The 13,069-nt window shown below is 52.5% G+C and carries 12 protein-coding genes; 6 read left to right on the top strand and 6 right to left on the bottom strand.

The window, feature by feature from the left end:
* Positions 1-136: 136 nt before the first annotated feature.
* The gene (locus NFC81_RS04195) at positions 137-778 is read right to left on the bottom strand and encodes a hypothetical protein (protein ID WP_304996284.1); all 642 of its coding nucleotides are present in this window, start codon (positions 776-778) and stop codon (positions 137-139) included.
* 40 nt (positions 779-818) lie between these two features.
* Between NFC81_RS04195 and nadC the strand changes: the two genes are divergently transcribed.
* The gene (nadC, locus tag NFC81_RS04190; protein ID WP_304996283.1) at positions 819-1,673 is read left to right on the top strand and encodes a carboxylating nicotinate-nucleotide diphosphorylase; all 855 of its coding nucleotides are present in this window, start codon (positions 819-821) and stop codon (positions 1,671-1,673) included.
* Here the strand turns inward: nadC and NFC81_RS04185 are convergent.
* Positions 1,643-2,950, bottom strand: coding sequence for an O-antigen ligase family protein (locus NFC81_RS04185; RefSeq protein WP_304996282.1), 1,308 nt, complete (start codon positions 2,948-2,950; stop codon positions 1,643-1,645). The two genes, nadC and NFC81_RS04185, sit on opposite strands and share 31 nt — an antisense overlap.
* A gap of 143 nt (positions 2,951-3,093) precedes the next feature.
* Positions 3,094-3,579 carry a pilin gene (locus tag NFC81_RS04180; protein WP_304996281.1) on the bottom strand — a complete coding sequence of 162 codons (486 nt, stop codon included), beginning with the start codon at positions 3,577-3,579 and terminating at the stop codon, positions 3,094-3,096.
* Positions 3,580-3,840: 261 nt separating this feature from the next.
* On the opposite strand from NFC81_RS04180, the gene pilB reads away from it, so the two are divergent.
* The 5 genes from pilB to yacG are packed head-to-tail and all read left to right on the top strand — an operon-like array spanning position 3,841 to position 8,526.
* Positions 3,841-5,544 carry a type IV-A pilus assembly ATPase PilB gene (gene pilB, locus NFC81_RS04175; protein ID WP_304996280.1) on the top strand — a complete coding sequence of 568 codons (1,704 nt, stop codon included), beginning with the start codon at positions 3,841-3,843 and terminating at the stop codon, positions 5,542-5,544.
* Positions 5,545-5,602: 58 nt separating this feature from the next.
* Positions 5,603-6,811 carry a type II secretion system F family protein gene (locus tag NFC81_RS04170; RefSeq protein ID WP_304996279.1) on the top strand — a complete coding sequence of 403 codons (1,209 nt, stop codon included), beginning with the start codon at positions 5,603-5,605 and terminating at the stop codon, positions 6,809-6,811.
* Positions 6,811-7,686 carry an A24 family peptidase gene (locus NFC81_RS04165; RefSeq protein WP_304996278.1) on the top strand — a complete coding sequence of 292 codons (876 nt, stop codon included), beginning with the start codon at positions 6,811-6,813 and terminating at the stop codon, positions 7,684-7,686. The genes NFC81_RS04170 and NFC81_RS04165 overlap by 1 nt, the downstream gene beginning before the upstream one ends.
* Positions 7,671-8,294 (top strand): dephospho-CoA kinase, encoded by a 624-nt coding sequence (gene coaE, locus NFC81_RS04160; RefSeq protein WP_304996276.1) that lies wholly within the window; start codon positions 7,671-7,673, stop codon positions 8,292-8,294. The genes NFC81_RS04165 and coaE overlap by 16 nt, the downstream gene beginning before the upstream one ends.
* A 22-nt stretch (positions 8,295-8,316) precedes the next feature.
* Positions 8,317-8,526 carry a DNA gyrase inhibitor YacG gene (gene yacG, locus NFC81_RS04155; protein ID WP_304996275.1) on the top strand — a complete coding sequence of 70 codons (210 nt, stop codon included), beginning with the start codon at positions 8,317-8,319 and terminating at the stop codon, positions 8,524-8,526.
* Between the two features lie 14 nt (positions 8,527-8,540).
* Here yacG and mutT read toward each other — a convergent pair whose 3' ends face one another.
* Genes mutT through secA form a run of 3 tightly spaced genes read right to left on the bottom strand, consistent with a single transcriptional unit; the run spans position 8,541 to position 12,910 of the window.
* On the bottom strand, positions 8,541-9,017 hold the full coding sequence (mutT, locus tag NFC81_RS04150; protein WP_304996274.1) for an 8-oxo-dGTP diphosphatase MutT: 477 nt from the start codon (positions 9,015-9,017) through the stop codon (positions 8,541-8,543).
* Positions 8,980-10,194 carry a bifunctional glutamate N-acetyltransferase/amino-acid acetyltransferase ArgJ gene (argJ, locus tag NFC81_RS04145; RefSeq protein WP_304996273.1) on the bottom strand — a complete coding sequence of 405 codons (1,215 nt, stop codon included), beginning with the start codon at positions 10,192-10,194 and terminating at the stop codon, positions 8,980-8,982. Before argJ ends, mutT begins: the two co-directional genes overlap by 38 nt.
* A 13-nt stretch (positions 10,195-10,207) precedes the next feature.
* Positions 10,208-12,910 carry a preprotein translocase subunit SecA gene (secA, locus tag NFC81_RS04140; protein WP_304996272.1) on the bottom strand — a complete coding sequence of 901 codons (2,703 nt, stop codon included), beginning with the start codon at positions 12,908-12,910 and terminating at the stop codon, positions 10,208-10,210.
* Positions 12,911-13,069 lie beyond the last annotated feature (159 nt).

Here is a 13,069-nt window from a genome sequence, read left to right as displayed (position 1 = left end):
CCTTCGCTTGAAAACGGTTGATATGATTTAAAAAAGTGCTATCGAGTATACCGCGAAATATGGGGTCAAATTCGAGCCACTCAAGGTCTAATGTTGGAAAGCCGTACAATCTCTTTGACAGAGTACTCACTCTGACTCAATCAAAGACCAATCGAATCACGACCGCCACCACCAACCATTGCCAACGAATCAGCACAAAGGCCTGCCATATCTGCGCAAAGCTGAACTCTTCCTGCACGCGCGTAATGAACTGAAGGCACCAATTGAGCAGCGACTTGGGCTGCCCTACTCCCACCACAAGGCTGCGCTGCAACGCCACCTTCGACTTCTTCATCATGCCCCAATGGAACCCCACCAGCTGCGCCGTGGTCAGGTTCAGCCAACGGTTTACGGCCTGACGAAAAGGAAAGGCGCCTAAGCGCAACCAGAGCAAAAAGATCACCCCTGCCAAACCAAAAAGCGCCAATAATGGCAAGGGTACAAAATAGCGCCGTATGCTGCGCGCTAGACGTTCAGCGTATTCAGGCGTATCGCCCGGACGTTGGCCACTGAGTGGTCGCCCGGCAAACAGCAACATCAGCACCAGCACAACGAGCAGGGTTTGCCCGTGCCCAGAGGCAAACCACAAAGCAACGGAGAGCGCTGCGGCCAGTAACATGCCGAGCCACGGGCGCCGGTCGCGCACCTTCGCCATCCGTTCAGTGATGGGGTACACTAGATTACCGACGGGCTGCCAACGCACGATCAGCGTGCTGATGATAAGCGCAATTCCGATCAAATTCGGTTTACCCTCTATTGGCTATATTGGAATTAACTGCATGAAACTCATAACGGTGCCTTATGCGGACCGCCTGCGCAAGCACATAGATGCCACAGTGGCCTTTGCTTTACAAGAAGACCTCGAAGATATTGGCGACGTGACTGCCGCCCTGATCCCCGAAGATCAAATGGCCAGCGCCCATATTATCATACGCGAAGACGCCGTTTTTTGCGGCCGCGCTTGGCTGGATACCGTGTTCAAGCAACTCGACGATCGTGTGACAGTACAGTGGAAGTGCGGAGACGGCGACACCCTGACCGCCAACAGCGTGGTCTGCGAACTGACCGGACCGGCGCGCAGCCTGTTGACCGGCGAACGCACGGCACTGAACTTTGTGCAAACACTGTCTGGCACAGCTACCTTGGCTAGGCGCTACGCAGAGGCTGCACGCCCGCACCACGTCACCGTATTGGATACGCGCAAAACCCTACCAGGATTACGTCTGGCGCAAAAATACGCCGTGTTCGTTGGCGGCTGCCAGAACCACCGACTGGGCCTGTATGACACCTATTTGATCAAAGAAAATCACATAGCGGCCGCTGGCGGCATCAGTGCGGCCATTCAGCGCGCACAGGATTTGCGCTCAACGCAGTTGATTGTGGTCGAAGTAGAAACCTTTGCGGAATACCAAGAAGCGGTAGAGGCCGGAGCTGATCGCATTATGCTGGACGAACTATCCGAGAGCGACTTACAGAAGGTGATCGCACAGGGTGGCGATATTCCATTGGAGTCGTCAGGAAATTTTGATCTGGAAAAAGTCGAGCTGGCCAAGACACCCTATGTATCGGTGGGGTCTTTGACCAAACACGTGCGGGCAGTGGATTATTCGATGCGTTTCCTTAACGACAACTGAGATTCCAGCCTGCCCAGCTCAATGAGGGCAGGCGCATACTCTCCGTCGAGCCAGATGCGAGGTTTAAAGCGTTTTGGCTCGTCATAAGTCTGCGGAAAGGTGGCGAACATTGACATAGCCACCAAGACACAAACAGCCCCCCACAGAACAACGCCAAAATATCTCGCAAGTTGATTTTTAGTCACTGCTCCATCAAAACGAGATTGCCACCAAAAAACGAGACGATTGTCTGTCGCCAGCGTCACAGCGACAGCAATCACATAGAACAGTTGGCCCAATGGTGTGATATGAGGGCTGCTGACCAAGCTCGCTATCATTAACACCAGTAAGCCCCATGCAACTGACGCAGCCAATGGAGGGCGGCGTACGGTCAAAATGGACCAAAACAGCGCCGCCATACCTGCAACAACCAACAATGCTATCAAGACTCCGTAGTCGTAACCCACACTCAACAGAATATTGTGTGGCGAGGACACAAAATTACCTTCCGCAGCAAAGGCACCAGGACCATACCCGGCTATTGGTGCAGCCATTATCCGCTCGATACTATAGGCCCAAAGCTCCAGCCGACCGCTGTCACCCGTGCGAATGCTTGCCATAGCAGTTTGTGAACTGAGCGCAGCGATTGCTTGCACAGACCACCATACAAGGAATGCAAACAGACTGACGAGAACTGGCGGTATAACCTGTCTCAAACTAGGACGCTCTGCAATACAGGCCGCAGCACCTACCACTATCAGCGCAATGAACAAGCCGCGAGAATCCAGCAAGAAGCCGAGCCAGAGCATACCGCCAAAAGCCGCCAACGCGGTACTGCGCAGCAAAGCACGCTTAGCAACAAGCCAAACGCCCAGTAACACGGGTACCAATAAATTTTGGACATCGTTCACCAGCCGCTTGTTTTCGAACCCCACATAGCTGCTTTGTAATGATCTGCAGCGTGATTCAAATACGCAAAAGGGTAGCCAAGCAAAAAAAGCAGCGATAAAAAGAGACAAGGCAAACAGTGACAGCAAAAGACTCAACGTCTGTATAGCAAGATGGTTGCGTACGAGTGGCACGAGCAAAAGAATGGCACCCAACAACAAAAGGGCCAGCGAGAACTCTAAAATATTGAACTGACTCGCATAGCCAAAAACCACCACAGACAGCAATGCTAGCGATAGAGTAATCACTGCAACGCCTATGGCACCCCATCGCGGCGGGTGCAGAATTAATGATGCATACCCTACCAGCGTCACCGTCAGTGCCACGGCAATACGGAGCTGATCATACATGGGCACATCAGTTGGCAGTCTAATGAACGGCAGCATCAGAGGAGCAAGCAACAGCAAGCCCATGGATACGGGTAATATAATAGATGGGCTAAAAAAAACCCCGGCAGTTGCCAGGGTTTTTTTGATTTGAAGCTTCATAAATACTAGGGGCTTACAGGGTCACAGTTCGAAGCCAGCGCCTGTTCAACATCAGTACTACATGTCCATTGACCTGTAGCGATTACGTAAGTGTAATTAACTACGCCATCATTTGTCGTTCCTGCTGCCACCAAACGAGGGCTGGCACCAGAACCAGGACTGAAAGTGTATGTAATCTGATAGCCATCAGGTGTTGTTGTGTTAACACCGCCTGTAAGAGCACCATAAGAGCCCTGAACTTGAGCACCAAGAGTCTGCTGCAACACAGACGTAACTGACGCTGCATCGGTTGCATCAGCAATTGCTCTACCCGCATCCAAGCGTTCCTGAACAGAAACCCGAACCGCACCTAACAGCGCATGCGCTTCAGAGAACTGTGAACGAGCGATGTAGTTCTGGTACTGAGGAATGGCCACTGCGGCCAGGATGCCGATGATCGCTACTACGATCATCAATTCAATCAAGCTAAAGCCTTTTTGCATGCTTTTCATTCTTATAAATCTCCATCGGATTGTCGTTAGTAGGTAAAGGAATGCTACGACGAGTAACACGCAATCTACCCATGGCACACAATTTACCCTAACTCATTGCTCTCAGCTAGGCTGCTGAGTAAATTTTGTGAGCTACGTAGTGTTTTTTCACAGATCAAGCACTTCTATCATTGATCAGTCATGACATAATGCAGAGTGTGCTGTAGCGTTTGCATGCAACTGATATACTTTCAATTATCTTCAAGAACAAGAAAGCTGACCATGACCATAGCCCTGTCCGGAATGAATAAGCGTCTCGCCGAACAGCACATAGTGAGTGCTGACTCCCTTATGGATGCGCAGAAAGCTGCGGCACGCGACAAGGTGTCGATCATTACTTATTTGGTGCAAAACGGCATGGCCAAGGCCAGTGATCTAGCAACCATAGCCTCTGACGAGCTTGGGGTGCCCGTTTTTGATCTGCGTGCCTTTGATATGGAACAGTTGCCCCGCGACCTGGTCGATATCAAGCTATTGCAGAAGCATCGAGCGTTGCCACTGATTAAGCGTGCAAATCGTTTATTTATTGGCGTGTCAGACCCAACGGCCCTGAAGGCACTTGAAGATATACGCTTTGCTACAGGCCTGAGTACCGAACTGGTTATTGTTGAAGACGACATTTTGGGCGAAATGCTCGACAAAGCGGCTGATGCTGGCGCCACCGATCTCGGTGATTTTGAAGATGGTGAATTTGAGGAACTCGATGTTGTAGACGCCGAGCAAGAAGACAATGAGCGCAACGACATCAGTGGCGGCACCGACGACGCGCCAGTGGTGCGCTTTGTGCAGCAAATGCTCTTGAGCGCCATCAAAAAAGGCGCATCGGACTTGCATTTTGAACCGTACGAGCGAGCTTACCGCGTGCGCTTCCGAGTGGATGGCGTGTTGCAGACCATGTCGAAGCCGCCCATACAACTCGGACCCAAGATTGCCGCGCGCCTGAAGATTTTGTCCAACATGGACATCTCCGAACGCCGCATACCGCAAGACGGTCGTATCAAACTGCGTATTTCCAAAAACAAGGCCATCGATTTCCGGGTTAACACGTTGCCGACTTTATTTGGCGAGAAGATCGTTCTCCGTATCCTCGACCCTTCCAGTGCCAAGCTGGGTATTGATGCATTGGGTTACGAAGAAGACCAGAAAGCAATTTACTTAAACGCTCTGAGCAAGCCTCAGGGTATGATTCTGGTCACCGGCCCCACAGGTTCTGGTAAAACGGTATCGCTCTACACCGGCTTGAACATCGTCAACCAAGAAGGCGTCAATATTTCCACGGCGGAAGATCCGGTGGAAATCAACTTGGAAGGCATCAACCAGGTGAACGTGAATGCCAAGGTCGGGCTCGACTTCGCAGTAGCACTTCGGTCGTTCCTGCGCCAAGACCCCGACATCATCATGGTGGGTGAGATTCGTGACTTAGAAACGGCGTCAATCGCTATTAAGGCAGCACAAACCGGCCACATGGTGATGTCGACCCTGCACACCAATAGCGCGGCTGAAACCTTGACCCGCTTGCTCAATATGGGCGTGCCCTCGTTCAACTTGGCGACCACCATCAATGTCATTATCGCCCAACGTCTGGCACGTCGCTTGTGTAGCGCCTGTAAAAAACCGGCGGATGTACCGGCGGAAGCACTGCGTGAACAAGGCTTCAGCGATGAACTGATCAAACAAGCCAAGTTATTTCAACCCGTGGGTTGTAGTGCGTGTAATAAAGGCTACAAGGGGCGTGTCGGTGTCTATGAGGTGGTCCGCATCACGCCACGTATTTCCAAAATCATCATGGAAGGCGGCAATGCGATAGAGCTGGATGCCGCCATGCGTGAAGACGGCTTCGCGAGCCTGCGGCAGTCGGGATTAATGAAAGCGGCTCAAGGTGTGACCAGCCTCGAAGAAATAAACCGCGTAACTATTGATAATTAACGACAACGAATACGAATTCAGTTCAGACACCATTTAGACAATTTATCAGGCTTTTTTCATGGCGACCAAGACAGTAACCTTTGAATACAGCGGCTTAGATCGCAAAGGCAAGCAAACCAAAGGCATTATTGCGCAGCAGAACCCGGCGTTGGCAAAAGCAGAACTGCGCAAGCAAGGCATTCAGGTCAAGAAGATCGTCAAGAAGCGTGAAGCTTTTTCTCTAGGCAATAACACCATTACCAATGAAGACATCGCGCTCTTTACCCGTCAGCTTGCCATCATGATGCGCGCCGGTGTACCGCTGATGCAGTCCTTTGACATTGTCGCCAATGGTGTGCAAAAAGCTTCGTTGCGCGGCTTAATTCTTGACATCAAGAACCGTGTTTCCAGTGGTGGTACGCTGGCCGATGCACTCCGCGGTAACCCCAAGTATTTTGATGACCTCTATTGCAACCTGACAGAAGCTGGTGAACAAGCGGGTGCTCTGGAAACCATGCTGTCGCGCATCGCGTTGTACAAAGAGAAATCGGAAGCGCTGAAGAAAAAGATCAAAAAGGCCCTCACCTACCCTATCGTCGTATTGGTGTTCGCTGTAGTGGTGACCATCGTTCTATTGTGGAAAGTGGTGCCGGTTTTCGCTGATATGTTCCAAGGCTTTGGGGCAGATTTGCCATTGCTGACCCAGATGGTGGTCAACATGTCTGATTGGATGGTGGCACACATTCTGAAGGTCATTGTCGGTACAGCTGCCTTTATCGTCTTGTTTCAGCAAGGTATGCGGCGCTCCACCAAGTTCAGGCACACCGTGCAGCGCACCATAGTACGACTTCCAGTCATCGGCAACTTGACGCGTACCAGCGCCATCGCTCGCTATGCCCGCACACTCTCTACGACGTTTGCGGCAGGCGTCCCCTTGGTCGATGCGTTGAGCTCTGCAGCAGGCGCATCCGGTAACATTGTTTTCTATGAGGCGATTAACAACGTGCGAAACGATGTTTCGTCCGGTACGGAGCTGAATCAATCCATGACGCGCCAAGAAGTGTTTCCACCTATGTTGGTGCAAATGGTGACCATTGGTGAGCAAGCCGGTTCACTAGACGACATGCTGGGTCGGGCCGCTACCATTTATGAGGAAGAAGTGGATAACTTGGTCGATGGCATGACAGCGATGATTGAGCCAGCTATCATGGCTTTCTTGGCCGTTGTGGTAGGTGGCCTGCTGATCTCCATGTACTTGCCGATCTTTATGATGGGCTCGGTTATCTGATGCAGTCTTTTATTGTTACCCTGCAGCAAATGCCCGCCATTTACTATGCCCTCGCGCTGTTGTTTGGCCTTTGCATCGGCAGTTTCTTGAATGTGGTTATTCACCGCCTTCCCAAAATGCTCGAACGGGCATGGCAATATGAAGCCAGAAGTGTTCTGGCGTTGGAATCTGGAGAGGCAGAAGAGCCCTATAATTTAGCAGTGCCGCGCTCGGCCTGCCCTTCGTGCGGGCACCGCATACGGTGGTTTGAGAACTTGCCCGTCGTTAGCTATCTGTTTCTACGCGGCCGTTGCAGTGCTTGTGGGGCCTCTATCGGTGGTCGCTATCCTCTCGTTGAGCTGCTCACTGCCGCCTTGACCGTGGCAGTGGCACTTTCCGTCCCACCCAGCTTGGCGGCTTTGCTGTGGATGGCATTTGTCTGGGCGTTGGTAGCACTGACCTTTATTGACTTAGACACTCAGCTATTACCCGATCAAATCACGCTACCACTTCTCTGGCTAGGCCTGCTCTTGCACATTTCGCCATCTAGCGGCTTGTCGCTTGATCAAGCTGTTATTGGGGCTGCGGCGGGATACGGGTCGTTGTGGCTGGTGTTTCATGCTTTCCGTTTGCTCACCGGTAAAGAAGGCATGGGTTATGGCGACTTCAAGCTCTTTGCGGTGTTTGGAGCCTGGTTTGGCTGGCAAGCGTTACCGTTAATCATTTTGTTATCGTCCGTAGTGGGCGCTATAGCGGGCTTGCTCATGATGCTGCTACTCGGCCGTGACCGCCAGATCCCCATTGCCTTTGGGCCCTATCTGTGTGGCGCTGCCTTGGTTTATCTGTTTTGGGGCGAGCAGCTGGTACAGGGGTATTTAGCATGGGCAATGGGCTAACGGGACCCATTCTTGGCGTTACTGGCGGCATTGGCTCAGGCAAGACCGTCGTGAGTGATTTACTGCACAACGAGTTTGGCATTCATGTGGTGGACGCCGATGTCGTTGCGCGTGAAGTTGTCGCTCCCGAGCAACCCGCGTTTGACGCTATTGTAAGCCGTTTCCCCGAATCCCTCAGTCCCGATGGCACCTTGAACAGGCTTTGGCTACGCACCCATGTGCTACCCGATGATGAACGTCGTAAGTGGCTAGAGTCGATCACTCACCCCGCCATTCGTCAAAGCATTGTCGCTCAACTGGCGAGCGCATCCGGCCCCTATCGTGTTCTGGTATCGCCCTTACTCTTCGAGTCCGGCCAAGCTGAGCTTTGCGACGCCACCCTGGTTGTTGACGCTGCCGAGCGGCAGCAGGTTGAGCGAGCAATGCAGCGCGACGGCAATGGTGCAGCCCTGATTCAGCAGATCATGTCGAAACAATGGCCACGCGATAAACGGTTGCAGGCGGCGGACTTTATCATCGACAATACGGGCTCATTAGAAGCGTTGCACAAAGCAACACAACGTTTTCACCACCGCTACGTTCAGCAGCTCAGTTCGTCAGCACAATAAAGCCGTTAGGAAGATCGTTGTTATGGCCGTACCCGAAGTCAAATGCCCCACTTGCGGCAAGACCGTTCAATGGACCAAAGAAGCGAAGTACCGCCCGTTTTGCAGCCATCGCTGCCACATGATTGATTTGGGTGATTGGATAACCGAGGGGCATAAAATACCGGGTGATCCGACAATAGACGATATGATGTCCGATGATATAGAGAAAGAGATGAAACGCCTGCAAGATTAAGTATCGGCCGGGCACTAGCCCTCGTCCACCATGGGGCGGTCATCCTCCACACCCAAATGCTGTTGTAGCTTGTCGATAATGGCAACGTTGGCAGCGGGGAAGTCCGCTGCTTTGAGTTGTGCAACGGGTTGCCAGAACACATCTTGCCCTTCGTTTCCCATTGGCGTTCCTGAGTAAGACGTCACTAGAGCAATCATTAAGCGTACTTGTTTGTCGCCGTAATCGTGCTCTATCACTTGCCACGGCGCTAGGTCTTCAGGCACATGCAACGCAAGGTTAACCTCTTCCAAGAACTCACGCTGCATAGCGTGCGCCAGCGACTCACCGGGCTCTATCTTGCCACCAGGAAACTCGAGTTTTCCGCCCTGGTGCAGTGCTTCTGGACGCCGCGCCAATAGAACACGCCCGGCATCATCAAGCACCACCCCCACGGCAACATCAATCTGGCGCATATCAGGAACGGTAATCGGCGTTGATAGATACGTACTCATGACTGAGGTCGGTCGTCCACACCGTTTCTGTTGCGGTACCACAGCCCATATGAATATGTATGGTGAACGTGTCCTTTGCGAACACTGCTGCGCCTTGCGCTTCTTCATAACCCGTAGCTTTTTCGCCGTGCTTCACCAACAAAACATCGTCTAAATAAATGTCGATACCTTGCAGATCAAATGGCGCAACAGGGGCCCGGCCGACGGCGGCTAAGATTCTTCCCCAATTCGCATCGCTCGCCGACATCGCGGTTTTTACTAAGGGCGAGTGTGCTACGGTATAGGCCACTTCCAAGGCGTCCGCACTGCTCTTCGCAGAGTGCACCTGAATGGCAACAAACTTCGTTGCACCCTCCCCGTCGCGGACAATCTGGTGCGCCAGTTCGCGCATCAGTTCATGCACTGCTTGGCTAAAGGCAGACCAATGCGGACTGTTTGGGCCAAGAGCCACACCGGAGGCTCCGGTGGCGACTAAAATGCACGCATCGTTCGTCGAGGTATCACCATCCACCGTAATACGGTTAAAGCTTCGATTGGCCGCCGAAGTCAGTAGCGCCTGCAAATCTTCCGGCGCTACCGCAGCGTCGGTAGCAGCAAAACCCAGCATGGTAGCCATATTGGGTTTAATCATCCCTGCACCTTTGCTGACTCCCGTTAAGGTAACAACACGACCGTCCAGCTCAAGCTGAATGCTATGGCCTTTGGCACGTGTATCGGTGGTCATGATGGCGTGGGCGACCGTGTGCCAGTCGGCAGTTCCGACCCCTTCCGCTAACGACGGCACTGCCTTTAACAGACGATCCATCGGCAAATACTCACCGATCACGCCGGTGGAAAAAGGCAGCACATCGGATGCAGAAAAGCCCAGAGATTCAGCAACGGCCGCGCAAGTACGCTCAGCATCAGCTTTCCCACGCTCGCCCGTACCGGCGTTGGCATTACCCGTGTTGATGACCAAGGCTCGCACGTACCCACCCGCCAAGTGGGTCTTCGCCAGCGTAACGGGAGCGGCACAAAACAGGTTCTGGGTGAATACGCCCGCTGCTGCACTACCGTCCTGCAGCACCATCAAGGTCAAGTCTTGCTTGCCTGGCTTCTTGATGCCCGCCGACGTAACGGACAGCTCAACGCCCGCAACTGGCAAGAGTTGCGTTGTAATACCAGCACCTACGGCCATTCTGTGAAGACTCCTACGCTAATCTGCCATGGCAATGTTTGTATTTTTTACCGGAACCACATGGGCAAGGCTCATTACGCCCTACCTTAGGTACTTCAGCCCCACCGCCTGGCAGCTGTGAAGCTATTTCACGCTGTTCGGCCTGACGGCGTTGCAGTTCTTCCATGGCCTTCTGCTGCTCTATGCGACGACGTTCCATCTCTTCCACTTCTTCACGGCTACGCACCTGTACGTGCGACAGCAATCGAATGGCTTCGCGCTTCACGGACTCGAGCATTTCTTGGAACAGCGCGAAGGCTTCCCGCTTGTATTCTTGCTTTGGATTTTTCTGCGCGTAACCCCGCAGGTGAATACCCTGACGCAACTGGTCCATGGCATACAGGTGTTCTTTCCACAACTGATCCAGTACTTGCAACATCACTTGCTTTTCGAACTGACGCAAAGCATCAGCGCCGGCCACTTCTTCTTTGGCTTTGTAGGACTGAACGATCTCGTCCAAAATGCGCTTGCGGATACCTTTTTCATCGAGATGATCGTCAGCCTCTAACCACTTGCTAACCGGCAAATTAACGGCGAAATTGGTCTGCAACTGTGCTTCCAGGCCTTCAATGTCCCACTGCTCGGAAAGACTCTGAGGGGGAATAAACTCATCGACAACGGCACCGACCACATCGGCACGAATATTATCAATGATTTCGGTTAAATCCGCTTCGTCCATCAACTCATCGCGCTGCTGATACACCACGGTTCTTTGGTCATTCGCGACGTCATCGTATTCCAACAACTGTTTACGAATATCGAAGTTGCGGTTCTCTACCTTACGCTGAGCTTTTTCTATGGCATTGGAGACCATCTTGGCTTCTAGGGCCTCACCCTTCTCCAAGCCTAAGCCTTGCATGATGGACTTCATGCGGTCCGACATGAAAATTCGCATGAAGTTGTCTTCTAGCGACAGATAGAAGCGCGACGACCCCGGATCGCCCTGCCGGCCAGCACGACCACGCAACTGGTTGTCGATACGACGAGATTCGTGACGCTCAGTACCAATAATGTGGAGGCCACCAGCCGCCAGCACGGCATCGTGGCGCTCTTGCCATGCGGCTTTGATCGCCTCGATTTGATTCTCCGTAGGATTTTCCAAAGCCTTAACTTCAGACTCCCAGTTACCACCCAATACGATGTCTGTACCACGTCCCGCCATGTTGGTGGCGATGGTCACGGAACCAGCACGACCCGCATCGGCAATGATCTGCGCTTCGTTGGCGTGGTTTTTAGCGTTCAAAACGCTGTGTTTAACTTTTTCTTTGTCCAAGGCCAACGAAATACGCTCCGAGGCTTCCACCGAGGCTGTACCAACTAGGACAGGGCGCCCTGCAGCCACGCAGGCTTGGATATCTTTGATTACCGCCGTGTACTTGTCGGCTTCGGACATATACACGAGGTCATTGTGATCTTGACGAGAGATTGGCTTATTCGTCGGGATGACTACGACATCAAGGCCGTAAATCTGGTTAAGCTCAAAGGCTTCTGTATCTGCCGTACCTGTCATGCCCGAGAGCTTTTGATACAGACGGAAGTAGTTCTGGAAAGTTGTCGACGCGAGCGTCTGGTTTTCACGCTGAATCGGCAGCCCTTCTTTGGCTTCAACCGCTTGGTGCAAGCCTTCACTCCAACGACGCCCCGGCATCGTACGGCCGGTATGCTCGTCAACGATAACAACGTCTTTATCCTGCACAATGTAGTCGACGTTACGCTGAAAAAGGTTATGCGCCCGTAAGGCTGCATGCGCATGGTGCAACAAGGTTAGATTGTGTGGTGCATACAGCGACTCACCTTCTTGCAGCAAACCCGCTTCAATCAGCATGGCTTCGAGCTTTTCATGGCCCTGTTCAGTGAGTTCAACCATCCGGTCTTTTTCATCGACCTTAAAATCGCCCGGTTGCTCTTCTACACCTTCGTCAGCAGGAATGTGCCGCTGCAAACGCGGAATCAGCTTATTAAGTTGGATGTATTTCTCGGAGCTGTCTTCTGCCGGACCGGAGATGATCAGCGGTGTACGCGCCTCATCGATCAGAATCGAATCCACTTCATCGACCACAGCAAAGGCATGACCGCGCTGAAACTTGTCTTCCTTGCGGAAGGCCATATTGTCGCGCAGATAGTCAAACCCCATCTCATTGTTCGTGCCGTACGTCAGGTCGCACAAGTAGGCCGCCCGCTTCTCTTCCGCTGGCTGCTGGCCACGCACGACGCCGACGCTCAAACCGAGAAACTCATACAGTGGACGCATCCAATTGGCGTCACGAGCAGCCAGGTAGTCGTTCACGGTGACTATGTGAACACCTTCACCGCTAAGCGCATTCAGGTACGCGGCGAGAGTGGCCACCAAGGTTTTACCTTCACCGGTTTTCATCTCAGCGACTTTACCGCTGTGCAATACCATGCCACCGATCAACTGGACGTCAAAGTGACGCATGCCCATGACGCGCGCACTGGCTTCGCGACAAACGGCAAAGGCCTCTGGCAACAGCTTATCAAGGGTTTCACCCGCACTGAAACGGGTTTTAAATTCTTCGGTCTTCGCTTTTAGAGCCGCATCATCCAATGCTTGAATTTCGGCTTCCATCGCATTGATTCGGGCGACTATTTTACCGAGTCGCTTGATTTCACGCTCGTTCTTACTACCAACGATCTTTCGGGCTAACTGAGTAAACATGACACTCTTCTGATAAAAAATTGAATGGCGGTACTATATCAGATTTATTGCGCATGTAGGCATGTTGAATCAGGAGAAAAAGCGTGCAGGCGCACACTTTTGCGCGGTAGCGCAGGGAGCAATAGCGCCAAAGGGGCTGCTACTCTTGCTGCAAAGGCC

The sequence above is a fragment of the Salinispirillum sp. LH 10-3-1 genome (genome assembly GCF_030643825.1).
Taxonomy (GTDB): Bacteria; Pseudomonadota; Gammaproteobacteria; order Pseudomonadales; family Natronospirillaceae; genus Salinispirillum.
The sequence above is the reverse complement of the archived record's forward strand: the minus strand, read 5'-3'. Positions and strand labels throughout refer to the sequence as shown.

Coding starts and splice junctions, on each gene's coding strand:
- nadC (WP_304996283.1), top strand. CDS start 819: ATGAAACTCATAACGGTGCCTTATGCGGACCGCCTGCGCAAGCACATA.
- NFC81_RS04185 (WP_304996282.1), bottom strand. CDS start 2,950: ATGTATGATCAGCTCCGTATTGCCGTGGCACTGACGGTGACGCTGGTA.
- NFC81_RS04180 (WP_304996281.1), bottom strand. CDS start 3,579: ATGAAAAGCATGCAAAAAGGCTTTAGCTTGATTGAATTGATGATCGTA.
- pilB (WP_304996280.1), top strand. CDS start 3,841: ATGACCATAGCCCTGTCCGGAATGAATAAGCGTCTCGCCGAACAGCAC.
- NFC81_RS04170 (WP_304996279.1), top strand. CDS start 5,603: ATGGCGACCAAGACAGTAACCTTTGAATACAGCGGCTTAGATCGCAAA.
- NFC81_RS04165 (WP_304996278.1), top strand. CDS start 6,811: ATGCAGTCTTTTATTGTTACCCTGCAGCAAATGCCCGCCATTTACTAT.
- coaE (WP_304996276.1), top strand. CDS start 7,671: ATGGGCAATGGGCTAACGGGACCCATTCTTGGCGTTACTGGCGGCATT.
- yacG (WP_304996275.1), top strand. CDS start 8,317: ATGGCCGTACCCGAAGTCAAATGCCCCACTTGCGGCAAGACCGTTCAA.
- mutT (WP_304996274.1), bottom strand. CDS start 9,017: ATGAGTACGTATCTATCAACGCCGATTACCGTTCCTGATATGCGCCAG.
- argJ (WP_304996273.1), bottom strand. CDS start 10,194: ATGGCCGTAGGTGCTGGTATTACAACGCAACTCTTGCCAGTTGCGGGC.
- secA (WP_304996272.1), bottom strand. CDS start 12,910: ATGTTTACTCAGTTAGCCCGAAAGATCGTTGGTAGTAAGAACGAGCGT.